Origin of the sequence: Embleya hyalina, assembly GCF_003967355.1 — a bacterium.
Taxonomy (GTDB): Bacteria; Actinomycetota; Actinomycetes; order Streptomycetales; family Streptomycetaceae; genus Embleya; species Embleya hyalina.
Genome location: NZ_BIFH01000032.1, coordinates 166428 through 191057 on the forward strand (window position 1 = coordinate 166428; position 24630 = coordinate 191057).

The 24630-nt window shown below is 72.2% G+C and carries 22 protein-coding genes and 1 pseudogene; 14 read left to right on the top strand and 9 right to left on the bottom strand.

Going from position 1 to position 24630, the window contains the following annotated elements; genetic code table 11:
* The first annotated feature begins 62 nt into the window (after positions 1-62).
* From EMA17_RS34890 to EMA17_RS34910, 5 genes are all read left to right on the top strand, one after another.
* Complete coding sequence (locus EMA17_RS34890) at positions 63-491, top strand: GNAT family N-acetyltransferase (protein WP_246127101.1); 429 nt, start codon at positions 63-65, stop codon at positions 489-491.
* Positions 492-658: 167 nt separating this feature from the next.
* Entirely contained in the window at positions 659-2176 is a 1518-nt protein-coding gene (locus EMA17_RS34895; RefSeq protein ID WP_126641174.1) for a CYTH and CHAD domain-containing protein, read from the top strand.
* Between the two features lie 226 nt (positions 2177-2402).
* Entirely contained in the window at positions 2403-3932 is a 1530-nt protein-coding gene (locus EMA17_RS34900) for an ATP-binding protein (RefSeq protein ID WP_126641175.1), read from the top strand.
* On the top strand, positions 3929-4987 hold the full coding sequence (locus EMA17_RS34905; RefSeq protein WP_126641176.1) for a PD-(D/E)XK motif protein: 1059 nt from the start codon (positions 3929-3931) through the stop codon (positions 4985-4987). The genes EMA17_RS34900 and EMA17_RS34905 overlap by 4 nt, the downstream gene beginning before the upstream one ends.
* Complete coding sequence (locus tag EMA17_RS34910; RefSeq protein ID WP_126641177.1) at positions 4984-7905, top strand: Z1 domain-containing protein; 2922 nt, start codon at positions 4984-4986, stop codon at positions 7903-7905. Before EMA17_RS34905 ends, EMA17_RS34910 begins: the two co-directional genes overlap by 4 nt.
* 85 nt (positions 7906-7990) lie before the next feature.
* On the opposite strand, the gene EMA17_RS34915 is transcribed toward EMA17_RS34910, so the two are convergent.
* Positions 7991-8212, bottom strand: a complete 222-nt coding sequence (locus EMA17_RS34915; RefSeq protein ID WP_126641178.1) for a hypothetical protein — start codon at positions 8210-8212, stop codon at positions 7991-7993.
* Between the two features lie 267 nt (positions 8213-8479).
* On the opposite strand from EMA17_RS34915, the gene EMA17_RS34920 reads away from it, so the two are divergent.
* On the top strand, positions 8480-8866 hold the full coding sequence (locus EMA17_RS34920; RefSeq protein ID WP_126641179.1) for a DUF427 domain-containing protein: 387 nt from the start codon (positions 8480-8482) through the stop codon (positions 8864-8866).
* On the opposite strand, the gene EMA17_RS34925 is transcribed toward EMA17_RS34920, so the two are convergent.
* From EMA17_RS34925 to EMA17_RS34950, 6 genes and pseudogenes are all read right to left on the bottom strand, one after another.
* Complete coding sequence (locus tag EMA17_RS34925; RefSeq protein ID WP_126641180.1) at positions 8829-9872, bottom strand: amidohydrolase family protein; 1044 nt, start codon at positions 9870-9872, stop codon at positions 8829-8831. The two genes, EMA17_RS34920 and EMA17_RS34925, sit on opposite strands and share 38 nt — an antisense overlap.
* Before the next feature lie 79 nt (positions 9873-9951).
* Positions 9952-10536 carry a 3-hydroxyanthranilate 3,4-dioxygenase gene (locus EMA17_RS34930; RefSeq protein ID WP_126641231.1) on the bottom strand — a complete coding sequence of 195 codons (585 nt, stop codon included), beginning with the start codon at positions 10534-10536 and terminating at the stop codon, positions 9952-9954.
* Between the two features lie 96 nt (positions 10537-10632).
* Positions 10633-11031 (bottom strand): annotated as a pseudogene (locus tag EMA17_RS34935) (RidA family protein); the annotation flags it as partial.
* 14 nt (positions 11032-11045) lie between these two features.
* Positions 11046-11831 (bottom strand): 2-keto-4-pentenoate hydratase, encoded by a 786-nt coding sequence (locus EMA17_RS34940; RefSeq protein ID WP_126641181.1) that lies wholly within the window; start codon positions 11829-11831, stop codon positions 11046-11048.
* The gene (locus tag EMA17_RS34945) at positions 11828-12682 is read right to left on the bottom strand and encodes a 2-keto-4-pentenoate hydratase (RefSeq protein ID WP_126641182.1); all 855 of its coding nucleotides are present in this window, start codon (positions 12680-12682) and stop codon (positions 11828-11830) included. The genes EMA17_RS34940 and EMA17_RS34945 overlap by 4 nt, the downstream gene beginning before the upstream one ends.
* A gap of 48 nt (positions 12683-12730) precedes the next feature.
* Entirely contained in the window at positions 12731-14194 is a 1464-nt protein-coding gene (locus EMA17_RS34950) for a 2-hydroxymuconic semialdehyde dehydrogenase (protein WP_246127102.1), read from the bottom strand.
* Between the two features lie 271 nt (positions 14195-14465).
* Here EMA17_RS34950 and EMA17_RS34955 point away from each other — a divergent pair, with 271 nt between their 5' ends.
* The 3 genes from EMA17_RS34955 (at position 14466) to EMA17_RS34965 (ending at position 17077) form a co-directional block, all read left to right on the top strand.
* Positions 14466-15335, top strand: a complete 870-nt coding sequence (locus EMA17_RS34955; RefSeq protein ID WP_126641184.1) for an alpha/beta fold hydrolase — start codon at positions 14466-14468, stop codon at positions 15333-15335.
* A 107-nt stretch (positions 15336-15442) separates the two neighbouring features.
* The gene (locus EMA17_RS34960) at positions 15443-16594 is read left to right on the top strand and encodes a cytochrome P450 family protein (protein ID WP_126641232.1); all 1152 of its coding nucleotides are present in this window, start codon (positions 15443-15445) and stop codon (positions 16592-16594) included.
* A 249-nt stretch (positions 16595-16843) separates the two neighbouring features.
* Positions 16844-17077, top strand: coding sequence for a hypothetical protein (locus EMA17_RS34965; RefSeq protein WP_126641185.1), 234 nt, complete (start codon positions 16844-16846; stop codon positions 17075-17077).
* A 72-nt stretch (positions 17078-17149) separates the two neighbouring features.
* Here EMA17_RS34965 and EMA17_RS34970 read toward each other — a convergent pair whose 3' ends face one another.
* Positions 17150-17764, bottom strand: a complete 615-nt coding sequence (locus EMA17_RS34970; protein WP_126641186.1) for a TetR/AcrR family transcriptional regulator — start codon at positions 17762-17764, stop codon at positions 17150-17152.
* A gap of 83 nt (positions 17765-17847) precedes the next feature.
* Here EMA17_RS34970 and EMA17_RS34975 point away from each other — a divergent pair, with 83 nt between their 5' ends.
* Entirely contained in the window at positions 17848-19329 is a 1482-nt protein-coding gene (locus EMA17_RS34975) for an MFS transporter (RefSeq protein WP_126641187.1), read from the top strand.
* Between the two features lie 203 nt (positions 19330-19532).
* Positions 19533-20261 (top strand): polysaccharide deacetylase family protein, encoded by a 729-nt coding sequence (locus EMA17_RS34980; protein ID WP_160161676.1) that lies wholly within the window; start codon positions 19533-19535, stop codon positions 20259-20261.
* 100 nt (positions 20262-20361) lie between these two features.
* Here EMA17_RS34980 and EMA17_RS34985 read toward each other — a convergent pair whose 3' ends face one another.
* Entirely contained in the window at positions 20362-20826 is a 465-nt protein-coding gene (locus EMA17_RS34985; protein ID WP_126641189.1) for a Fur family transcriptional regulator, read from the bottom strand.
* 100 nt (positions 20827-20926) lie between these two features.
* Here EMA17_RS34985 and EMA17_RS34990 point away from each other — a divergent pair, with 100 nt between their 5' ends.
* The 3 genes from EMA17_RS34990 (at position 20927) to EMA17_RS35000 (ending at position 24596) form a co-directional block, all read left to right on the top strand.
* Entirely contained in the window at positions 20927-22246 is a 1320-nt protein-coding gene (locus EMA17_RS34990; protein WP_160161677.1) for a ferredoxin-like domain-containing protein, read from the top strand.
* A gap of 110 nt (positions 22247-22356) precedes the next feature.
* Complete coding sequence (locus tag EMA17_RS34995; protein WP_126641191.1) at positions 22357-22983, top strand: precorrin-8X methylmutase; 627 nt, start codon at positions 22357-22359, stop codon at positions 22981-22983.
* Positions 22984-23051: 68 nt separating this feature from the next.
* Positions 23052-24596, top strand: a complete 1545-nt coding sequence (locus EMA17_RS35000; protein ID WP_126641192.1) for a precorrin-2 C(20)-methyltransferase — start codon at positions 23052-23054, stop codon at positions 24594-24596.
* Positions 24597-24630: the final 34 nt, after the last annotated feature.

Genomic DNA, 24630 nt, shown 5'->3' on the forward strand with positions numbered 1-24630 from the left:
CATGGGGTGTCCATTGCCGACTGCGGCTTCTGGAATGGGACCAAATCTCGTTGAATGTCGTCGTGGATACGAATGTGGCGTCGATTCGGCGTGTGACGACGGTGGCCGATGTGCTCGCGGCCGGGGACCTGTTCGACGAACCGGTACGCCCGGACTGGGCCGCCCGCTTCCTGGGCGAGGCGGGCCATCACATCTTGCTCGCCTACGTGGCCGCCACCCCGGTCGGGATGGTCACCGGCGTCGAGACGACCCACCCCGACAAGGGCACCGAGATGTTCCTGTACGAACTGGCCGTCGCCGACGGCCACCGGCGTCTGGGCATCGGCCGCGCCCTCACCGAGGCCCTGGCCGAACTGGCCCGCAAACGCGGCTGCTACGGCATGTGGGTCCTGACCGAACGCGCCGACGAGCCCGCGATGGCCACCTACCGCTCCACGACCCCCACCACCGAGTCCGACCACACCATGTTCGCCTGGACCTTCGACACCTGACCCCGCCCGGCTCGACTCATCCGTGTCGGACCGGCCGATTCGGGCACACGTATCCGCGAGCCCGGTCGGCGGGCTCCGATCCCGGACGTGCCGACCATCCGCCCCCGAGGATCGTTCGACCTCACGGTCGAACGCCTCGTGCCGCCCCCAGGAAGCAGGTGCGTGCCATGGCAGAGGTCGTGCGTGAGGTCGAGCGGAAGTATGTGGCGCCGGACGGGGTGGGCGTGCCGGACTTCGTCGGGATGGCGGACGGGGTGCGGGTCGAGGTCCGCGAGACCGTCGAGTTGGACGCCATGTACTTCGACACGCCCGGCCTGGCCCTCGCCGCGCGCGGCATCACGCTGCGCCGGCGGACCGGGGGCGGGGACGCCGGGTGGCATCTGAAGTTGCCCGCCGGGGTGGACGCGCGCGACGAGGTACGGGCACCGCTGGGTGCGTCCGAGCGGGTGGTGCCGGACGAACTCGCGGTGCGGATCCGGGCGTACACGCGCGGCGCGGAGCAGGTGCCGGTGGTGCGCCTGCGGACCGTGCGCGAGGTGCGGATCGCCCGGGCGGACGGGCCCACGCTGGCCGAGATCGCGCACGATACGGTCACCGCGGACGTCTTCCTCGGGTCGAAGGTGACCACCACCTCCTGGTCCGAACTGGAAGTCGAACTGGTGGACGGCGAACCGGCGTTGTCGGACGCGCTGGAGCGGCGGCTGATCAAGGAGGGCTGGCGGCGCTCCGAGTCCGCGTCCAAGCTCGGGCAGGCGCTGGCCGAGGCGGGGGCGAAGCCGAAGCGTCGGATCGCGAAGCCGCGGTCGGGCACCGCCGGGGCGATGGCGCTGGACTACGTCCGGGAGCAGGTCGACACCCTGTTCGCGTACGACCCCCGGGTCCGACTCGACGAGCCCGACGCGGTGCACCGAATGCGCGTTGCCACGCGACGTCTGCGCAGCGCGTTCCGGGTGTTCTCACGGGTCCTCGACGAGCGGGTGACCCACATTCTGGGCGCCGAACTCAAGTGGCTGGCCGCCGAGTTGGGTCGTGCGCGGGATCAGGAGGTATTGGCCGCGCGGTTGCGCGAGCGGGTCGCCGCGCTGCCGGCCGAGGCGGTGCTCGGCCCGGTGGAGGCCCGCCTGACCGCCTGGGACGCACGGCGGCGCGGCGAGGCCCGGGCCCGGATCCTGGCCGATCTCGACGGCCCCCGCTACTTCGCCCTGCTCGACGCGCTGGACGCCCTGATCGCGCGGCCGCCGTTCACCGTCAAGGCGAATCGACCGGCCCAGCGACCGGCCGCGGCGGCCCTGCGCCGGGCCGACAACCGTACGTTCCGGCGCGCCCGCGTCGCACTGCGCACACCCGCCGGCCGGGCCCGGGACACCGCCCTGCACGAGGTGCGCAAGGCCGCCAAGCGGGTCCGCTACGCCGGCGAGGCCACCGGCCCGGCCCTGGGCAAGCCGGCCAAGCGGCTCACCAAGCGGGCCAAGGCGATGCAGGGCCTGCTCGGCTCGCACCAGGACAGCGTGCAGACCCGCAAGGCGCTGCGGCGGCTGGCGATCGCCGCGCACGCCGCGGGCGAGAACGCCTTCACGTGGGGCCTGCTCTACGGCGAGGAGGTCGCGCTCGCCCGGCGGGTCGAGGCCGACTTCCCCGCACACTGGGCGGACTTCGCCCGTTCCCGGCTGCGCCGCGAGCTCTGACGGCGGCCTTTCCGATCACGCCCCTCGGCCGCGATCTCCGGCCGTGTTTTCCGACCGTGTTTTCCGGCCATGATCCCGGCCCGCACATCTCCGCTCGGGAACCACCCGGTCACGACTCGGGGGTTCCGCTTTCGGCGCGTCGGTCCAACCGCTACGGTCGGTCCGGCGCAAGTGGGGGCGGGCGCGTGACAGCGCGCACCGAAGGTGTGGGGATCCAGGGGTGGGCATGGACGACTGGCGTATCGACGTACCTACGAGCGGCAGCAAGCACCTGCCTCCGGATCCCGGGTACATCAAGGGACTCGCCAGTCAGGGCTATCGCTTCGAGGAGGCGGTGGCCGACCTCGTGGACAACTCGATCGACGCCGGCGCGTCCGAGGTCGTGGTGCATTTCCGGCGTACCGGCGACCTGTTGACCTCGCTGGTCGTGGTGGACAACGGACGCGGCATGACCGAGGCCGAGTTGGACACCGCGATGACCGTCGGCAAGCGGCGGGCGTACGGCGACACGGCTCTCGGCATGTTCGGCATGGGCCTGAAGGCCGCGTCCTTCAGCCACGCCGACAGCGTCACGGTGATCAGCCGGGCCAAGCGCGCCGGCACCGTCGGCCGGCGCTGGCGGACCGAGTCGGCGCAGGAGAGCTTCCAGTGCGACATCGTCGAGGTGGAGTTCGCCAAACGTTTCCTCGACCTGTACGACGAGTACGTGGTGTGGAACGGCACGGCGGTGCGGTGGGACGGCGTCCGTGACTTCCCGGCGCGCGGTGACGCCGGCCAGACCGACATCTACGTGACCAAGACGATGCGTTCGTTGGCCGATCACCTCGGTCTGCACCTGCACCGGTTCCTGGCCGACGGGCGGATCCGGATCACCATCGCGGTCTCCGGTACCGACGCCGAGGTGCCGCCGATGACCTGGCAGGTCCAGGCCGTGGACCCGTTCGGCTACGCCGTGTCCGGACTGCCGGGCTACCCGCGCGTGTTCACCACCACGCTGGACGGCGTCGGTCCGCTCACGCTGACCGCGCACATCTGGACACCGCGCTCGAACGCCGAGCAATTCCGCCTGCCCGGCGGGATCCTGGCCCGTCAGGGCCTGTACGCGTACCGCCACGACCGGCTCGTCCAGGCCGGTGGCTGGTACGGCCTGCGCCAGAGCGAGCAGCACCTGTCGCTGGCCCGGGTCGCGTTCGACCTGCCGGCCGACTCCGAGCACGCGTTCGGGCTGACCGTGAAGAAGGCCGAACTCCAGCCCGTACCGGGCTTCGTGGACGCGGTCGAGCGGGCCGTGGACGCCGACGGGCACAGCTTCCTCGACTACCTCAAGGACGCCGAGGGCGCCTATCGGCAGGCCCGAACCACCACGCGAGAGCGCAAGGCGGTGCTGCCGCCCGGGAAGGGGTTCGCGCCGGAGCTGCGCGCGGCGATCGAGGAGGAACTGCCTTTCGTCCCGGGCGAGGAGCCGATCGAGGTGCGCTGGGTGCCACTCGGCGGGGACGTGTTCTTCTCGATCGACCGGGACGAGCGCCGACTGCTGCTGAACAAGCAGTTCCGCGCCGCGCTGCTCGGCGGCCGACGCGGCGGGCTCAACGACGTGCCGGTGATCAAGACGCTGCTGTACCTGCTGATGAACGAGGCGTTCACCGGCGAGCGCATCGGCCCCCGGGTCAAGGACAACCTCGACCTGTGGCAGTCGTTGCTGCTCACCGCGGTCAAGAGCGAGACGGCGAAGTACGGTTCGGAGGGCGGCGCGTGACCGGCGCGGACGGGCGGAGCCGACACCTGGGCTGCGAGGCGCTGCGCGACCATCTCGACAACGGGGCACCGATGTTGATCCCGGTCGAGGGCGACCCGCCGCTGTACTGGCACCTGGAGGCGGGCGGTCGGCGACCCGCCCTGCGCATCCCGGTCCCGGCCGGCACGAAGGCACCCCGGCTGGGCATGCAGGGCGTGCGGGCGGTGTGCGTCCTGGACGGCGGCGAGCAGTTCATGCATGTGTACACCGAACGGATCGAGCTGTTACGCGAGTTCCACATCGTGTGCTGCGAGATCGCGGATCGCGTGCAACTGGAGAGGACGGCGCCGGTCCAGGCGGTGCAAAGCACCGTGCTGGCGTGGCGCAAGCTGCTGGCCCGAGGACGACGCATGTCCCTGGAGGCGGAGATCGGCCTGTTCGGCGAACTGCTCACGCTGATCGGCCTGGCCGACACCCGAGGATGGCATGCGGCCGTCGACGCCTGGCAACACCCGGACTGCGCGGACCACGACTTCACCGTCGGGCCCTACGACATCGAGGTCAAGACCGTCACCGGACGCGCCCGCGTGCACACGGTCCACGGGCTCGGCCAACTCGCGCCCCACTCGGACCGACCATTGTGGTTCGTCTCGCACATCCTGGACGAGAGCGACACCGGCCGGTCGGTGCTCGGCCTGATCGAGGGCATTCGCTCGACGATCCGGGTGCACGCGCCGGGCGTGCTGGACGACTTCGACACCCGACTCCAGCTGGGGACCGACAACGAGGCCGCGATCCCCCGCGAGCGTCGGTGGACGTCGGCCGGGGACCCGTTGGCTTTTCCCGTCGACATCGGATTTCCCCGGCTGACCGGGAGCATCCTCGCGCCGCTGCCGGAGGCACTCGCACTGCGCATCGTCGACATCGACTACCGCATCGACGTCGCCGACCTGGTCCCGTCGATCGCGCCGGCCCCGGACGGAATCGACCACGCCGTCGACCTCGCCCGGGTGCTCCCACCCGACGTCGCGTCGGACCTGTCCGAGTCGTACCAGTCCAAGGACGGCGCCTTGTGACCGACGAACTCGCACTTCTCGCGCTGCACCGCGCGGCGTTCGGCGGGATGTCCGCCGGCCCCAGGAATCTGGCCAAGGCGCTCGCCTACCATGCCGACGAGCACCCCGGCCCGCTGCCCGACCTCGGCGAGACCGCATTGCGTCGGCGACTGCACCACGCGCACCCGGACGACGCGCTGCTCATCCTGTGGCGCGATCGACTCAGCCGCTGGGACTTCGCCGACGGCGACATCCCGCCCAACACCGACGCCCGCCGCGCGTCGACCTACGACGCCCTCGGCCTGGAGCGGGTCACACGTGACCTCCTGGATCGACGCGCGCCGTTCGCACGCGCCTCGGGTGCGGTGGTGATCACCGACGAGGGCTGGGATCCCTGGTACACGGAGGAAGTCGCCCGACACCACAGCCACTACTGGGACGCCTACCGGAACACCCTGCTCGGCAAACGATGGGCACCCGAGGCAGTCGCCGCGCTGGACCGAAACACCACCCGAGTCGTGGAACGCCTGGCCGATCCCACCTGCGAACAGCCCTACCAAGCCAAGGGGTTGGTGGTCGGCTACGTACAAAGCGGCAAGACCGCCAACTTCACCGGCGTCGCCGCGAAGGCGATCGACGCGGGATACCGCATGGTCATCGTGCTCACCGGCACCATCGAGGCGCTGCGCGCGCAGACCCAGCGCCGCCTGGACATGGAACTCGTCGGCGTCGAGAACATCTACTACGGCCAGGACCCGGACTCGGGCACCCTCGCCTTCCGCGACTACGACTATCTCGACGACCGGGACCGGCTGGACGGCAGGTTCCTGCGCCACGGAGCACTGCCGTCCCGACTCGGCGGGTTCGACATCGTGCGGCTGACCCGGCATCAGGACGACTATCAGGCGCTGCGTCAGGGGCTCAGCGCGCTGGAGTTCGAGAAGGCGGACCGGTTCACGCCGCTGTACGCACCGGAGAACCTGCATCGCAGTTCGGCCCGACTGATGGTGGTCAAGAAGAACGCGTCGGTGCTGAAGAAGCTGGTCAAGGACCTGGCCCGGATCAAGACCGAGCGCGGTGAGATCCCCGCGCTGATCATCGACGACGAGTCCGATCAGGCGTCGGTCAACACCTCCGACCCGAAGAAGTGGGCGCAGGACCAGGTCCAGCGCACGGCGATCAACGGGATCATCTCGGAACTGCTCGGCATGCTGCCGCGCGCCCAGTACATCGGTTACACCGCGACCCCGTTCGCGAACGTGTTCATCGATCCGGCCGACTCCGAGGACATCTTCCCGAAGGACTTCGTCATCTCGCTGGACCGCCCGGAAGGTTACATGGGCGTCGCCGACTTCCACGACATCGACTCCACGATCCCCTCGGCCGAGCGCACGGTGGCGAACTCGGCCGGGCTCGCGCACGTACGCTCGGTGCGGCCGGCGCATGACGACGACGACAGCGATCTGCGCGCCGCGATCGACATGTTCGTGCTGACCGGCGCGATCAAGCTGTTCCGCGAGGACCACGGGCTGGGCGCGGACCACTTCCGGCACCACACGATGCTCGTGCACGAATCGGTGCGCACCCACGTGCACCGGGACCAGGCCGAGCTGATCAACGGGATCTGGCGTCGTGCGGGGTATCTCGGCGCGGGGGCACAAAAGCGCCTGCGCGCGCTGTACGACGAGGACGTGTACCCGGTCAGCGAGGCGCACGCGGCGGGTGCCTCCATCCCCGACTCGTTCGCCGACATCGCCCCCTACATCGGCATCGCGGCGATGCGGATCGAGGACTCGAACGGCAGTCCCGTCGTGGTGGTCAACGGCGACAAGGAGATCGAGCAGCGCGCCGCCGACTTCGATCGCGACAAGGTCTGGCGGATCCTGGTCGGCGGTGCCAAGCTCTCGCGCGGCTTCACCATCGAGGGCCTGACCGTCTCCTACTACCGCCGCAAGACGCTGACGGCGGACACGCTCATGCAGATGGGCCGCTGGTTCGGCTTCCGCAAGAACTACCGGGATCTGGTCCGGCTCTACATCGGCCGCGACGAGGGTGGTCGCAACGGGGACCTGTACGAGGCGTTCGAGGCGATCTGCCGGGACGAGGAGGAGTTCCGCGACCAGCTCCGGTTGTACGCCGAACTCGTGGACGGCGCACCGCAGGTGACACCGGCTCAGATTCCGCCCCTGGTCACCCAGCGACTGCCGTGGCTCAAGCCGACGGCGCGCAACAAGATGTTCAACGCGGAACTCGTGGAGACCCGATCGCCGGGCCGCTGGGTGGAGCGTTCGGCCTATCCGAGCAAACCGGCGGAGCTGCGCCACAATGTGGAGCGGTTCGAGCCGGTGATCCGGTCGCTGGCGGCGGAGCGCACCGAACTGGCCTATCCCGTGGAGGATCGGCTGCTGCGCTTCCCCGCCTACATCGGGCGCATCGCGCACGCTCCGCTGTTGTCGGTGCTGCGCGAGCTGCGCTGGGCCGAACCCGCCCAGTTCCGGCCGGATCTGGCCTATCTGGAGAACCCGGAGATCGCCGCGAAGATCGACGACTGGGTGGTGATCGCCCCGCAGTTGCAGAGCCCCAATCTCGACCCCGTGACACTGCACGGCTTCGGTCCGCTCGACGTGGTGAGTCGACGTCGACGCGAGGGGGGACTGTTCGACCAGGTCAGCTTCGGTACCCATCGATTCGCGGCGCGGCGGATCGTCGGCACCGACACCTCGATCGGCGACCGGGTCGCGGACGGCCTGGCCGGACCCCGGCGGGGTTGCCTGCTGGTCTACCCGACCATGGAGCCGGAGAAGAACGACCTCGTGATGGCGTTCGCGCTCGTGCCTCCGGTCACCGCGGTCGGTCGGGATCGGCGGCTCGTGGCCTTTCGGGCCAAGGACTCCTCCCGGGGCGCGGCCGCGATCGTGGCGGCGCCGGCGGCGGTGTGACGCCGTCGGGCGGGGCGGCGTCGTCGTGCGATGACGCCGCCCCGCCCGACGAGGCGGTGGGTAGCCGTCCCTGGCTACCGATCCGTCAGTGCACCCAGAGGGCGTAGACGGTGCCGCCGTTGTTCAGACACAGGTACACCGGTCCATGCGCCGGGACCGTGGCCTTGCCCGCCGCGTCGCACGACTCGGCGTTCGGGTAGTAACCCCAGAGGTAGAAGCCGCTCGGATCCGCCATCGCGGGTTGCGCGGCAACCCCCACGCCCAACATTGCCGCGGCCAACGCGATACCCGCCATAGCCTTGCGCATGTGCTCGACTCCGTTCTCGACCCGAGGGCGACTCGGGGCGTTGGAAAGGTCGTTCGGGGCAGTACATGTGGAACATGTGGTGCCGGCGCGCACGCGGAAAACGCTAGCCGGTGCCCTCGACGCGAGCAATAGGTCTATACCAATTGAATCGATCCATACAGCTATCCACACGTTGCTCACACGTTCGGCCCGCGAACGGCCGGAATGCATCCCGGGTTCGGGCGGTTGTGCCGACGAAGGACACCCCCGCCCACCGGAGGAGACCCCGTGCCGACGTCCACACCCGGCCACGTCGTGACCACCGTGCACAGCACCCAGACCGTGACCGTCGAGATCGACGGCGAGGTGGTGGCCCGGTCCACCCGCCCCGTCGTGCTCTACGAGACGGGTCTGCCCATCCGCTACTACCTGCCGCCGGACGACGTCGACCTGACCCGTTTCGAGCCCACCGACACGCACACCACGTGTCCGTTCAAGGGTGAGGCGTCCTACTGGACCTACCTGGGCGGCGCCGACTCCGCCCCGCGCCCCGACGTGGCCTGGGAGTACCCCGAGCCCATCGCGTCGGTGCCCGACATCGCCGGCCACCTGTGCTTCTACGACTCGGTCGCGCGCGTCACGATAGAAGGCGAACCCCCGGCTCCGCCCGCCTGATCGCGGCCGGGTCGGCGAGTGCGAAGAAGCGTGCCGCGTTGCCGCCGAGGATCAGCGCCCGCTCGTCGGGGCTCAGCTCCGGACAGTCCCGGACCACCCCGCCGGGGTCCGACTCGCCCAGCGGGAACGGGAAATCGGTGCCGAGCATGACCCGGTCCGCGCCCATCACCTCGACCAGCAACCGCAGCGCGCGCGGGTCGAACACGGCCGAGTCGACGTAGAACCTGCGCACGTACTCCGACGGCGGCCTGGGCGAGTCGGCCCGCACCAGATCCCGGTTGTGCCACGCGTTGTCGGCCCGCCCGAGCAGGAACGCGAAGCTGCCGCCGCCGTGGCAGAAGCACAACTTCAACGACGCGGGCAGCCGTTCGAACGCGCCCCGCAGGATCATCCCCAGGATGCTCAACTGGGTCTCCGCGGGCATCCCGACCAGCCACGGCAACATGTGGTCGCGCATCCGGTCGCCGCCGAGCATGTCCCACGGGTGGACCAGGACCGGGATGCCCGCGTCCCCGCAGTGCGCCAGGAACTCGACGATGCCGTCGTCACCGAGGTAGCGCTCGCCGACGTGGTTGCCGATGTGTACGCCGCGATGCCCGGCCGCGACCGCCCGCGACACCGTCTCCCGCGCCGCGCCGAGGTCCTGCAACGGCACCTGGCACAGCGGCAGCAGCCGCCGCGGGTCGGCCGAGCAGTAGTCGAGGATGCGGTCGTTGACCAGGTCGCACCACTCGACCGCGCGCGCCGTCTCGGCCGCGTAGCCGAACATCAGCGGCGTCGAGGAGATCGCCTGGACGTCCACGCCGAGCGTGTCCATCTCGGCCAACCGACTTTCCGCGTCCCACAGCGGCGCGCGCACCGGGCGGTACTCGTCCGGGCCGCTCATCATCATCCCGGTGCCGTCCCCGCGCACCCGCAGCCACGGCTCGCCCGCGCCCGTCAGCACGCGGCTCTCGGCCCGCGAGATCCTGGGGAAAACGTGCGCGTGGACGTCGATGACAGTCACGGAACCTCCGTGGTGCACCGCCGGGCTCGGCCGGCGGTCGGGGCGTGGTGGCGGGAGCGGGCGGCGTCGCGGTCGGGGCTCACCCGGCCGCCCCGCGTCGGGGCACGATCCTCGGCCGCATCGCCTCGGGCCAGTCCCGGCCCGGGTGGATCGCGCCGCAGTGCGGGCAGGCGCGGTCGCCGGCGTAGAACGCCTCGAACAGCGGCGGCAGATCGTCCACGATCGAGCGCACCTGTACCGGCGAGCGGTGCACCAGGCGGTGGCACTCGACGCAGTACCACTCGAACGCGTCCACCTCGCCCTCGGCCCGAGCGGACTCGATCACCAGTCCGACGCTGTCGGGCTCGGGACGTTGCGGGGAGTGGCGTACGTGCGGCGGCAACAGGAAGACGTCGCCCTCGTCGATCGGGATGTCGACCGGCGGCCGGCCCTCCTCCTCCATCACCCGCAACACCATGGAACCGCGCAGCTGGTAGAAGAACTCCTCCAGCGGGTCGTCGTGGAAGTCGGTGCGCTGGTTGGGGCCGCCGACCACGGTGACCACGAGGTCGGTCCCGGTCCAGATCTGGACGTTGCCGACCGGCGGCCGGAGCAGGTCCCGATGCTCGTCGATCCAGGCGGTGAAGTTGAACGGCAGGCCGTTGCTCGGCTTCGGCAGGCTCATCTCGCCCTTTCGGGACTCGACGACGGAGGCGACGGTGGGAACGGTGGAGACGGTGGCGACGTTTCGGATCGTGGCGGCGTCCTCGGACGGCGCGGGCCGCGGGATGTAGGCGACGCAGGAGATCTCGATCAGCAGGTGCGGGTGCGGGAGTTGGTGCACGGCGACGGTGGTGCGCGTGGGGCCGGTCTCGTCGAAGTACTCGGCGTAGACCTCGTTGTAGCCGCCGAAGTCGTTCATGCTCACGAGGTACGTGGTCACCGAGACCGCGTCGGCGAGCCCGCCCCCGGCGGCGGCGAGCAGGTCGGCGATGTTCCGGATCACGGCCCGGGTCTGCGCGCGGATATCGAGGTCGGTGGTGCCCGTCGGGTCCACCCGGGCGCCGACGAAGCCGCCGTCGGGGCGCCGTGAACTGGTTCCCGACACGTAGACGAAGTCGCCGGCCCGTCGCACGTGCGGGAACCGGCCGCGCGGGGCGGCCTTGCCGGCGACCACGATGGCGTCGCCGGCGCTCACCGGGTGTTCACCTCGGCCCGGCCCAGCCCCGCCGCGGACACCCGTACGTGGACGCCCTTCGGCAGCGGCAGCGCGGCGGTGGCGGCGCCGGCCAACACGATCCACCCGGGCCGCAGTTCCAGGCCGGCCTCGGCGACGAGCCGGGCGGCGGCGATCAGCGAGCGCAGCGGGTTGCCCAGGATGGCCGCCGACGACCCGGTCGCCACGGGCCGACCGTCGATCTCCACGAGCAGGCCCAGGTTGGCCGGGTCGACCGCGCCCGGGTCCCGCCAGGGGCCGACGCCGAAGCCGGCCGCCGACGCGTTGTCCGCGATCACGTCGGGCAGGGTGAAGGCGAAGTCGGCGTAGCGCGAGTCCAGTACCTCGTAGGCGACCGCGACCCCGGCGACCGCGCGCACCGCCTCGGCCGGGGTGATCGCGCCGGCCAGCGGGCGGCCGATCAGGAAGGCGATCTCCGGCTCGATCCGCGGCTGGATCAGGCCGGCCGTGTCCAGGACCCCGCCCTCCTCGATCAGCATCGCATCGGTGAGCAGTCCCCAGATCACGTCGTCGACGCCCATCTGGATCATCTTGGCGCGGCTGGTGAAGCCCATCTTGACGCCGATCGGCGCCTCGCCCCGGGCGATCCGCCGCTCGATCACGGCGCGCTGGACCCGGTAGGCGGTCGCCGGGTCGAGGTCGGCGGTGTCGGTGGGGCGCTCGGCGGTACGCCCGGCGAGCGCGGCCTCGTCCAGCCGGGCGGCGAGCGCCGCGACCGGGTCCACGTCGTGTGCGTCGCTCATCGGTCGTCCTCCCGGGAGTCGACGGCGGCCTCGGCATCGCCGGCGGCGAACGCGACCCGGACGTCGCCGAGTCCGTCGATCCGGGCCTCCAGCACATCGCCCGGGGCGACCGGCACCATCGGGCCGAGCGCGCCGGTGAGCACGGTGTCCCCGGCGCGCAGCGGGCGGCCGAGGCGGACCAGGTGGTCGGCGAGCCACAGGGCCGCGTGCAGCGGATGGCCCAGGCAGGCGGCGCCGATGCCGGTGGAGACCGGTTCGCCGCGCCGCTCCAGGACCATGCCGGCGAGCCGCAGGTCGACGTCGGCGAGCGCCACCGGGCGGTTGCCCAGCACGTACATCCCGGAGGAGGCGTTGTCCGCGATCGTGTCCACGATGGAGATGTCCCAGTCGCGCACCCGGCTGCCGCACACCTCGATCGCGGGCAGGACGAACGCGGTGGCGCGGATCAGGTCGGCGACGGTGTGCCGCTCGTGCGTGAGGTCGGCGGCCAGCACGAGGGCCACCTCGGCCTCGGCGCGCGCTTGCGACACCGCGCCGACCGGGATCTCGGCCCCGTCGGGCACCGCCATGTCGGCGTACAGCATGCCGAAGTCCGGCTCGTGCACCCCCAGTTGACCCTGTACGGCGGCGGAGGTCAGGCCGATCTTGCGGCCGACGAGTCGGCGGCCCTCGGCGAGCCGGGCCAGGGTGAGTCGTTCCTGGACCGCGTACGCCTGCTCGACACCGTCGATCAGGTCGCGAACCGGTGTGCACGGCACGCCCGTTCGCTCCGCGTCGAGCAGTCGTGCGGCGGCGGCCTCGACGGCTCTCCCGCCGTTCGCCTCGCCGGCCGTCCCGCTGGCTTTCGTCACTGTTCCGGACCCTCCAGAGCCTTCGGTGTCTCGGCGTCCTCGACGCCTTCAGATCGCGATGCAGATGTTGACCGGCTCGGAGAAGAAGTCCAGCGAGTATTCGCCGCCCTCTCGACCGATGCCCGACGCCTTGATCCCGCCGAACGGGGTGCGCAGGTCGCGCAGGTTCCAGCAGTTGACCCAGACGATCCCGGCCGCGACGCGCGGGGCCACCCGATGCGCGCGGGACAGGTCGCGGGTCCAGACCGTCGCCGCGAGGCCGTACGGACTGTCGTTGGCCAGCGCGACCGCCTCGTCCTCGGTGTCGAACGGCGCCACGTGGCAGATCGGCCCGAAGACCTCCTCCCGCACGGTGCGCGCGCCCTGCGACAGGCCGGTCAGCACCGTCGGCTCCACGTGGAAGCCCCGATCGCGCTCGTCGCCGAAGGCCGGCACCCCGCCGCCGGCGACCACCGTGGCGCCCTCCTCGACCGCGAGCCGGTAGTAGGACAACACCTTGTCCCGGTGCGCGGCCGAGATCATCGGCCCGTATCCGGTCAAGGCACGTGCCCCGCGACCCAGTTCGGCGACGAAGTCGGCGTGGATCGAGCGCTCGACGTAGACCCGTTCGGTGCACAGGCAGATCTGCCCGGAGTGGGTGAAGGCGGAGCGCAGGGTGCCCGCCACGGCCTGCTCGAAGTCGGCGTCGGCGAACACGATCGCCGGGTTCTTGCCGCCGAGTTCGAAGGAGACCGGGGTGATGTGCTCGGCGGCCACCCGCATGATCGCGGTACCGGTGGCCGACTCGCCGGTGAACGCGATCGCGTCGACGTCCGGATGCGCGGTCAGGAACTCCCCGGCGGCGCCCGCGCCGTGACCGTGGATCAGGTTGAACGTGCCGACCGGCAGGCCGACCTCGTGGATCACCTCGGCGAGCAGCGTCGCGGTGGACGGCGTCTCCTCGGACGGCTTGGCCACCACGGTGTTGCCGGCCGCGAGCGCGGGCGCCACCTTCCAGGTGAGCAGCAGCAGTGGGAGGTTCCACGGCGAGACGATCGCGACCACGCCGAGCGGCCGGCGCACGCTGTAGTTGAGCGCCTGCCCGGTGCCGCCGCTCCAGCCGGGCACGGCGGTCGAGTGGGCCCGCTCGGGGCGGCCGTACAGCAGGTCGGCGTAGGCCCGGAAGTTGCCGATCGCACGCGGGATGTCCACGCTCGCGGCCAGGTCGCGCGGCTTGCCCGTGTCCGCGACCTCGGCGTCGACGAACTCGTCGAAGCGGGCCTCGACGCCGTCCGCGATCCGCCGCAGCGCCGCGGCCCGCACCTCGACGGAGGAGCCGCCCCACGCGGCCAGCGCCGCCCGGGCCGCCGCCACGGCCGCGTCCACCGTCTCCCGGTCGGCCTCGGGCACCTCGCCCACCACCGCCCCGTCCACCGGGTTCACCAGTGGGAACCGCGCGGCGCCGACGGACCGGAACTCCCCCGCCACGTAGTGCGCGGGCCGGACCGCCTTCCCGACCACCGAACGTGCCATCGCCGATCCCTTCGCCGCGGTGACGGTCGCCGTCGCCACCATCGTCCTCGTCGTTGTCCACCATCCATGCCCGGGTTTGTCACCTCGGGCGTTCCCACCCCGAGCCTCCCGCGCCGCGACATGTCCGTCCAATGCCTGTTGGAGGCTCCCGTATATCGCTTCGGGTATGCAACGCGAGCGAAGATCAAACTAATGCTTCACATCTCATTGACTCATTAGATCAAAGCTCGATAGAACTGACCCACCAGCCCGACGACGAAGGCAGAAGATCATGAACATCGCCGTGATTCCGCAGGTGGCGCACCGGTTCGTGGAGGTCGACGGGGTTCGGGTCTTCTATCGGGAGGCCGGGCCCGCGGATGCGCCCACGCTGCTCCTGCTGCACGGGTTCCCGTCGGCCTCGCATCAGTTCCGTCGGCTGATGGACGTGCTCGGCAACGACTTCCACCTGGTCGCGCCGGACTACCCCGGCTTCGGGCACACCGAGGCGCCGGACGGGTTCACCTACTCGTTCGAGCGGCTGGCCGACGTGGTCGAGGGATTCGTGGACGCGCTCGGGCTGGATCGCTACGTGCTCTACACCTTCGACTTCGGCGGGCCGGTCGGCATGCGGCTGGCCGAGCGGCGGCCGGCGGCGGTGGCCGGGCTGATCGTGCAGAACGCGAACGCGTACGCCGAGGGCCTGTCCGAGTCGGCCCGCGACTTCGTCGCGCTCACCCCCGAGGTCGCCGGTGCACGGGACCGGGCCGCCGAGTTGCTGGTCCTGCCGGTCACGCGCGGCCAGTACGAGGGCGGTACGGCCGACCCGACGCTGGTGGCCCCCGACGGCTGGACGCTGGACCAGCACTTCCTGGACCTGCCGGGGCGCAAGGAGGCCCAGGTCGACCTGGCCCTGAACTACCACACCAACGTCGCGCTGTACCCGAGGTGGCAGGCCTGGTTGGCCGAGCACCGCCCGCCGACGCTGATCGTCTGGGGCCGCAACGACATGTTCTTCCCCGAGGCCGGCGCGCACGCCTACCTCGCCGACCTGCCCGACGCCGAGGTGCACGTCCTGGACACCGGCCACTTCGCCCTGGAGGACAAGCTCGCGGAGGTGGCTCCGCTGATCGCCGACTTCCTGGGCCGAATCCCGCGCTGACGCGGGCCCGGGCGGAGCGGGTTTGGCTTCGCCCGGCGGCGTCGATAGGTTGGCGAAACGTGTTGTCGCCGATCGAAAAGCGGTTCCCGGTGGATGTCGCCCGCGCCATGGCCCACGATCCGCACGGCGTCTTCGCCCGCATGCGCGAGGCCGGTCCCGTACACACGATCGTCGCGCCCGACGGCAGCCCGGCGTGGCTGGTCACCCGGCACGCCGACGTGCAGGCGGCGCTCGGCGACCCCCGGTTCTCGCTGGACAAGTCCCGGGCCAAACCGGGTGGTTACAAGGGGTTCGAACTGCCGCCCGCCCTGGACGCCAACCTGCTGAACATGGATCCGCCGGACCACACCCGGCTGCGTCGGCTCGCCGGCCGGGCGTTCACCGCGCGACACACCGCGAACCTGCGCCCCGAACTGGAGCGTGCGGCCGCGGCGTTGGCCGACGATCTCGCCGCCCGCGAACGGGTGGATCTGGCCCGGGATTTCGCCACCCCGTTCGCGGTCGGCGCGATCTCCGAACTGCTCGGCGTACCGGCCGAGTCCCGGACCGACTTCCGCACCTGGACCAACGCGGTGCTCGGCGCCGACGCCACGCGCGAGGGCATCCGCTCGACCGTGCGCGAGATGTACGCGTTCTTCGTCGCGCTGCTTGCGGCCAAACGGGCGAATCCCGGTCCGGACCTGCTGTCCGCGCTGATCGCCGCGCGGGACGCCGACGATCGGCTGAGCGAGGACGAACTCACCTCGCTCGCCTTCCTGCTGTTGTTCGCCGGCTATGAGAACTCGGCCAATCTGATGGCCGGCGCGCTGTACGCGATGGTGGACGACGAGGTGTTGCGCGACGCGTTGCGGGCCGACCCGGAGGCGGTGCCGACCCTGGTCGAGGAGGTGGCCCGGCACATGTCGCCGGCGCTGCTCGCGATCCGGCGATTCCCGCTGGAGGACCTGGAGTTGGGCGGGGTGACCATCCCGGCGGGGGACACGGTGTTCCTGTCCATCGCGGCCGCCAACCGCGATCCGCGCCGCTATCCGCACGCGGACCGCATCCGGCTCGATCGGCCCGACCCGGCCCGCCACCTGAGCTTCGGCCAGGGCATCCACTACTGCATCGGCGCACCGTTGGCCCGCCTGGAGGGCGAGATCGCGGTCCGTACCGTCCTGACCCGCTTCCCGAAGGTCCGACGGCACGGGCCGATCTCCTGGCAACCCTCGGTCCGGGTGCGCGGACTGAGCAGCCTGCCGGTCGAACTCGGCGGCTGACCCGCCGGATCCGCCGCCCGCCGCGTGCCGTTCCCGCGGCGGGAATCCCCATGGTCGGTGTTGCCGGGACCAATGGACTGTCACAACTCTGTGAGAACCCTGTGCGGAGGGGTTCGCGCCCCGTGACGTCCGGGCCGAAAAGGACGAGAGTGGAGGCAGCACGGCAGGGGATCGACGGCGCGGGGCCACAACCGTCGAAGAGCGGCGTGCGATGGATGGGGAGTCGGAGAGATGGCTGTTCGTCGAGCGGTGGCAACGCGAACGCGCAACGACAACGAGCGGGCACCCGGCCGGGCGGCGGGCGTGCGCTGGTGGACCCGGCGGACCACACAGGCCGCCGCGATGCTCGCTCTGATGGTGGTGGCACTGGCGGTCGGGCCCTCGCTCGGCGTGCTGCCGTCGCTGTCCGAGCGGGTGCACGGGGTCAGCCGGATCACCGACGTGGTGCACGACTCCGATTCGCGGGGCCACAACCGGCACTGATCGTCGCACGGCTTCGGCGCCGGCTCGCGAGGCCGGCCCGTCGCGGGGCTCGACGCGCCCGCCCCCGGCGTCTCAGTACCGCACCGACTCGATCGCCCGGCGCAGGCCGACCTCCAGGATCTCCGGGTCCTCCCAGTCGCGGGTGACGTGGTCGAACAGCAGGCCCTGGAGCAGGGCGAGCAGGACGTGCCCGTCCAGGCGCGCGTTCGTCGATCCCAGAGCCAGTGCGACCAGTTCGGCGAAGCCGCGGAACTCGGCCTGGCAGCGGATCATCTCCTCGCGGATCAACGGCTCGCGCGCGCCCGCGAGTTCCAGCTCCAGCCGGGCCAACTGCACCTCGCGGCCGTCGTTCCACCAATCACGCACGAACCCGGCGATCCGCGGGTAGTCGATGGCGATCGGGCGCACCGCCGTCATCCGCATCAGCTCGTGGGTGATCTCGTTGGCGTACATCTTGTCCCGCGTGGCCATCCGGTCGATCACGGCCAGGATCAGCTGATCGCGCGTCTTGAAGTAGTACGTCACCGAGCCGTTGGGCAGCCCCGCCTCCTCCTGCACCGCGCGATGGGTCAGCCCGCGCAACCCCTGTGAGGCGAGCACCCGGATCGACGCGTCGAGCATCAGCGTGCGGCGGTCGGCCCGTGCGGGGGGCGGGGACGACGTGGCGGGTTCGTTGTCGTGCGGCATGGGTCCATTATCCCTGAGCTTGACGCTTGTAGAAATTTTCTCTACAACTATAGAAATTGCTTCTACGAACGTAGGAATGGCCGATGGCTGCCTCAGGGATACCCGTCACCGCCGCGCCACGGGGGATCGACACTTCCGCGTCCGGACGTGCCGGCCGCCCGACGAACCCCAGGCTGGTGCTGCTCCTGGTGTGCGTCGCCCAGTTCGTCCTGCTGGTCGACGACACGATCGTCAACGTCGCCCTGCCGACCATCGGCGACGACCTCGAATTCGGCGAGAGCTCGCTCTCCTGGGTCACCAACGCCTACTTCCTCACCTTCGGCGGCTTCCTGCTGATCGGCGGCGGGCTGGCCGACCTGCTCGGCCGGCGCCGGCTGTTCGGGATCAGCCTGACGATGTTCGTCCTGGCCTCGGCGGTCTGCGGGCTGGCCCCGAACGCCGGGGTGCTGATCGGCGCCCGCGCGGCGCAGGGCGTCGCCGGCGCGCTGCTCTCCCCCGCCGCGTTGTCGATCCTGCTGGCCACCTTCCGCGACCCGGCCGAACGGGCCCGCGCGCTCGGCACGTGGGCCGCGCTCACCGGACTCGGCGCGGCCACCGGGCTGCTCCTGGGCGGTGCGCTCGTCGAATGGACCCACTGGCGCTGGATCTTCCTGATCAACCTGCCGATCGGCGCGCTCGCGCTGTTCGCGCTGCCCCGGACGATCGGCCCGGACGACCGGGACGCGCCGCGCCGGGTACCGGACTTCGCCGGCGCGGCGCTCGGCACCGCCGCCGTACTGACCCTGGTGTACACGGTGGTCGAAACCGACAAGCACCCGTGGGGTTCGACCCGGACGCTGCTCGGCCTGGGCGTGGCCGTCGTCCTCGCCCTCGGCTTCACCGTGCGTCAACGGGCCGCTGCCGAACCGCTGTTGCCCCGGGCGCTGTTGCGGATGCGGCACGTGGTGCTCGCCGACGTCCTGGTCCTGGTCGCGGCCGGCGGGCTGTTCGCGATGTTCTTCTTCCTGACCCTGTACATGCAGCGCATCCAGGGCTGGTCGCCGATGCGCACCGGTCTGTCGTTCCTGCCGTTCAGCGTCGGCATGGGCGCCGGCGCGGCGGTGTCCACCAAACTGCTCGCGCGCCGGGGACCGCTGCTGCCGGTCAGCCTGGGTCCGGCGGTCGCGGCCGGCGGCATGTGGTCGCTCAGCCGACTGGACGCGCACAGCTCGTTCACCGCGCACCTGCTGCCCGCGCTGGTGATCACCGGACTGGGTCTGGGGGTGGCGTTCGTCGCGATCATCAACACCGCGACCGGCGGCGCGGACGAGGCCGAGGGCGGGGTCGCGTCGGCCATGGTGACGACGTGCCAGCAGATCGGCGCGGCGATCGGCATCGCGGTGCTCGTCACGGTCGCCACCGATCACACCAGGAACCGGGTCGCGTCGGGCGTGGAACAGGGCCGGGCGGCGATCGACGGATTCGCCCGGGCCTTCGAGATCCAGGCGGGCCTGATGGCCGCCGCGGCGGTGATGGGCGTCGTGGTCGGACTGGCCGCCGAGCGGCACCGGGCCGCGCGGGAGTAGGCCGCGCGGGTGACGCCGGCTCGGGTGGACCACCCGGGCCGGCGTCGGGATGGTGGGCCGGCCTCGGGGGGTGGTGGGCCGGCCTCGGGGGGTTCGGCGGGGCGATCCGCGCCGGTGTGATCATGTGCTCCGAACCGGTGAACTCCGCCCGACTCGCGCGTGTCCGCACCGAAGTGACCACGGACGTATGCCAGATACACGACATGGACACCACTTCCGCCACGTCGTCGCGCCGCACGTTGCTGATGGGCGCCGCCGCGGCCACCACCCTCGGTCTCTTCGCCGCCGCTCCGTCCGCCTCCGCCACGGACAAGCAGCCCGCCCCCCGCCCCGCCTTCGTCCCGGAACCGGTGCGCACGGTCGACGCCGGCCCCCGACGCGTCGCGGTGACCTTCGACGACGGGCCACATCCCGACTACACCCCCGGGGTGCTCCGGGTACTGCGCCGCCATCGGGTGCGCGCGACGTTCTGCGTCGTGGGGAGCGAGGTCGAGAAACATCCCCAGTTGGTGCGCGCGATCCACGACGCCGGACACATGATCGCCGGCCACTCGTGGTCCCACCCGGACCTTCGGCGCCTGAACCCGGACGAGGTGGCCGAGCAGGTCGACCGCAATCTCGCCGCGATCGCGAAGGTGTTGCCCCGCTATCGGGTCGAGTGGTTCCGCGCCCCGTACGGCGGCTGGTCGGCGGAGGTGATGGGTGCGCTGAGCGCCTCCGGCCTGCGTCCGCTGGGCTGGTCGGTCGATCCGCGGGACTGGTCGCGCCCGGGTGCGGACGTGATCGCCGAGCGGGTGCGCGGCGCCCTCACGACCGGCTCGATCGTGCTCAACCACGACGGCGGCGGGGAGCGCGACCAGACGATCGCCGCGCTGGAGGTATGGCTGCCCGAGGCGCTGTCCGACGGGTACCGCTTCGTCCACCCGGCCTGACCCGCCCCGGTGCGGGCCGCCGCTGCCGCCGCCGGCCCCCGGGCCCCGACCGCCACCCGCACGCGGCCGACCGGGCCCGGATCCGGCCGGGCCGAGAACGCTAGGTCGGCGTGGCGCAGCGTGCGCAGCGGCCGGTCAGGGCCACGGCGGTCGGGTCGAGGGCGAAGCCCTGCTCCGCGGCCAGCCGGAACGCCACGTCGTCCAGCAGGTCGCCCGGGGCGTGGCCGACCGTGCCGCAGACCCGGCAGCGTACGTACACCCGCGCGCCGCCGACGAGATGGCCCGCCAGGTGGTAGGTGGCCGCGTCGTGCCGGAGCCGGGTGAAGGCGACCAGGTCGAGGCGTTCGAGGGCGTCGAGCGCTCGGTAGATCGTGGTCCGGTGCACCCCCGGCGCCGCACGGGAGACGGCGGCGAAGATCGCGTCGGCGCTCAGGTGTTCGTCGGCGTCGGCGAGGACCCGCAACACCGCCGTCCGCGCCACCGTGACCCGCTCGCCGTGCGCGCGGATCTGCCGCACCGCCTCGGCCACGGGGTCGGGGGTGGGGTGCTGCACACCGTCGTCCATATGCAACAGTGTCGCATCTGGCCGGTGCACGATCCGGCCCGGGGCGACCGACCGGACACCCCGACGCAGGCCGGCGAGGCGGCACGAAGGGGGTGGGGCGGTGCCGATCCGAGACCGCGACGACGCCTGTCCCGGGGTCGTGGACACGTCCCCCGCCGACGACGGACTGATCGCGCGCGTACGCCTGCCGGGCGGCCGGCTCGGGCCCCGCCAGGTACGTGAACTCGCCGCCCTGGCACGGCGGTTCGGCACGGGATCGGTGGACCTGACGGCCCGCGCCAACATCCAGCTGCGCGGCCTGGCCGAGGCCGACCTGCCCGCCTTCGCCGACGCCGTCGCGGCGGCCGGCCTGATGCCCTCGCGCAGCCACGAGCGGGTGCGCAACATCCTGGCGAGCCCGCTGGCGGGTCGCGATCCGCGGGCCCTGCTCGACGCCGACCCGATCCTGGCCGCCGTGGACGAGGCCGTGTGCGCGGCGCCGGACCTGACCGCGCTGTCCGGCCGCTTCCTGATCGGCGTCGACGACGGCGGCCTCCCGATCGCCTCCGCCCGCCACGACCTGGACCTGGTGGCCCGGTCCGCGCACACCGTCGCGCTGTACGCCGCCGGCCACGACACGGGGTGGCGCTTCGCCCCGGCCGACGCGGCGACCGCGATCGTCCGCGCGGCCCGCGCGTTCCTGACCGCCCGCGCCGACAGCGGCGCCTGGCACGTCCGCGAACTCCCGCTCGGCGCGGTCGCGTTCGCCACCGCACTGGGCGCGGATCCGGGACGCCCCGGGCAGCCCGACCCGGCCCCCGACGACGCGGCGACGCACCCGGATTCGCGGCGACGCGACGCGGGGCCGCCGATCGGGGTGCTGCGTCAGGGTGACGGCCGCTACGCCGTCGGGGTCTCGGTGCCGCTCGGCCGATTGACGCCGGAACACATGCACGCGCTGGTCGCGACGGGGGCCGAGGTACGGATCACCGGCTCCCGGGGCCTGGTCGTCCGGGATCTGTCCGACCCGGCGGGCGTGTCGGCGGGATTGGCGGCGGCCGGCCTGTCCGCCGATCCCGCGTCGCCGTGGCGCGGGGTGAGCGCGTGCAGCGGCCTGGGGGCGTGCCGCCGGGCCCTGGCCGACGTCCGCGCCGAGGCGACCCGCCACGCACTGGGCCGCTCCCGGGCCGCCGCACTCGTCCTCGACGAGAACCCCGACGCGACGCTCGACGGCGACCCCCACGGCGACGCCGGTCCGGCCTCCCCGGGTCGGGTCGCCACGCACTGGGTCGGTTGTGCTCGCGCCTGTGGCACGCCCGCCGGGGCGACCGTGCTGGTGGCCCGGGAGGACGGTGGCTACCTGGCCCTGCGGCCGGGTGCCGCCGGCCCACCGGGTGCCGAGGGGGCGACCGCGCCGACCGGGCCGCCGAGTCGGACATGAGCGTCGGCGCGCGCCCCACGACCCGCCCCCGCCGTGGCCGGCCGCCACGTACCCCGATCACCATCACCCCGACCACCATCACCCCGCTCGCGGGCGAAGGAGCAGCCGACGTGGACGACTGGATCAAGGACGGCCCCGAGATCTATCGGCGTTCGTTCGCGACCATCCGGGCCGAGGCGGACCTGTCCCGCTTCCCCGAGGACGTCTCGCGCGTCGTCGTCCGGATGATCCACGCCTGTGGCATGACCGACCTGCCGCAGGACGTCGGCTTCCATCCCGACGTGGCCCGCGCCGGCTCGGCCGCGCTGCGCGACGGGGCGCCGATCCTGTGCGACGCGAACATGGTCGCGTCCGGGGTGACCCGCAAGCGGCTGCCCCGGGACAACGACGTGCGCTGCCTGCTCGCCGATCCGCGCACCCCCGTGCTCGCCGCCGAGCAGGGCACCACCCGCAGTGCCGCCGCCGTGGACCTGTGGGTGGACGACCTGGGCGGCGCCGTGGTGGCCGTCGGGAACGCGCCCACCGCGCTGTTCCGGCTGCTCGAACTGATCGACCTGGGTGCCCCGCGCCCCGCCGCGATCATCGGCATCCCGGTCGGCTTCATCGGCGCGGCGGAGTCCAAGCAGGCCCTCGCCGAGCACCCCGCCGGCATCCCCTACCTCGTCGTGCACGGCCGCCGCGGCGGCAGCGCGATGACCGCCGCCGCGCTGAACGCGCTCGCGAGCGAGCAGGAATAGCCGATGCCCCGCACAAACGACCCGCGGACCGGCGGCACCACCCCCACACCCACCCCCAGGAGCACAGCGTGACCACCACCGGCCGCCTGTACGGCATCGGCCTCGGCCCGGGCGACCCCGAGCTGATCACCCTCAAGGCGCATCGCCTGATCACCTCGGCCGACGTGGTCGCGTACCCGGTCAAGAAGGGCGCCCGCGGCGTCGCGATCACCATCGCCGAGCCGTACCTGACCGAGGCCCAGCTGCGCCTGCCGCTGGAGTACCCGGTGACCACCGAGAGCACGGATCATCCCGGCGGCTACGACGGCGCGCTCGCCGACTACTACGACACGACCGCCGCCGAGCTCGCCGCGCACCTGGACGCCGGTCGCGACGTCGCGGTGTTGTGCGAGGGCGACCCGTTCTTCTACGGCTCGTACATGTACTGGCACGAACGGCTCGCCGACCGCTATCCCGTCGAGGTGGTCCCCGGGGTGACCTCGGTCAGCGGCGCGGCGGCGGTGCTGGGCCGCCCGCTCGTCCAGCACGACGAGGTGCTGACGATCCTGCCCGGCACACTCCCGCCCGACGTGCTCGCGGCGCGGCTGCGCACCGCCGACTCGGCCGCGGTGATCAAGCTCGGCAAGCGGCATTTCCCGGCCGTCCGGGGCGCGTTCGAGCGGGCCGGCCTCGCCGATCGCACCTGGTACGTGGAGCGCGCCACCACCGAGCGGCAGCGGGTGCGGCCGCTCGCCGAGGTCGACCCGGCCGAAGTCCCGTACTTCTCCCTGGTGATCACTCCCTCCACCGCGCCGGGCGGCGAGTTCGCCACGAACCGCACCCCGCGCGAGCCGGAGCCGGACTACACGATCCCCGAACCCACCGGCGAACTCGGCTCGATCGACGTGGTCGGCCTGGGCCCGGCCGGCCCCGAATGGCTCACCCCCGACGCGCACGCCGCGCTCGCCGCCGCGGATCACGTGGTCGGCTACGGGCCGTACGTCGACCGCGTCCAGCCCCGCCCGGGCCAGAAGCGGCACCGCACCGACAACCGGGTCGAGGCCGAACGCGCCCGCCACGCCATCGCGTTGGCCGAGGCGGGCGGTCGGGTCGCGGTGGTCTCCTCCGGCGACGCGGGCGTGTTCGCGATGGCCTCGGCCGTGCTGGAGGCCGCGCACGAGACGGCCACCGAGGTTCCGGTCCGGGTGGTCGCGGGGCTGTCCGCGATGCAGGCCGTGGCGGCGCGCGCGGGCGCGCCGTTGGGCCACGACTTCTGTGTGATCAGCCTGTCCGCGATCCTCAAGCCGTGGGACGTGATCGAGCGCCGGTTGACCGCCGCCGCCGAGGCGGACCTCGCGGTGGCGATCTACAACCCGGCCTCGAAGACCCGGCGGACCCAGGTCGCCGAGGCCCGGGACCTGTTCCTGAAGCACCGCTCGCCGGACACCCCGGTGGTGGTCGGCCGCGACGTCGGCGGTCCGACCGAGTCGGTACGGGTGGTGCGCCTGGCCGACCTGGACCCGGACGTGGTCGACATGCGCACGCTGCTGATCATCGGCTCGTCCCGAACCCGCGCCTACCCGCGCCCCGACGGCGGCACCGGCGTGTACACGCCGCGTCGCTACCCGGCCTGAGCGTCCGGGGCGGGATCGGCATGTGGGTTTGTGT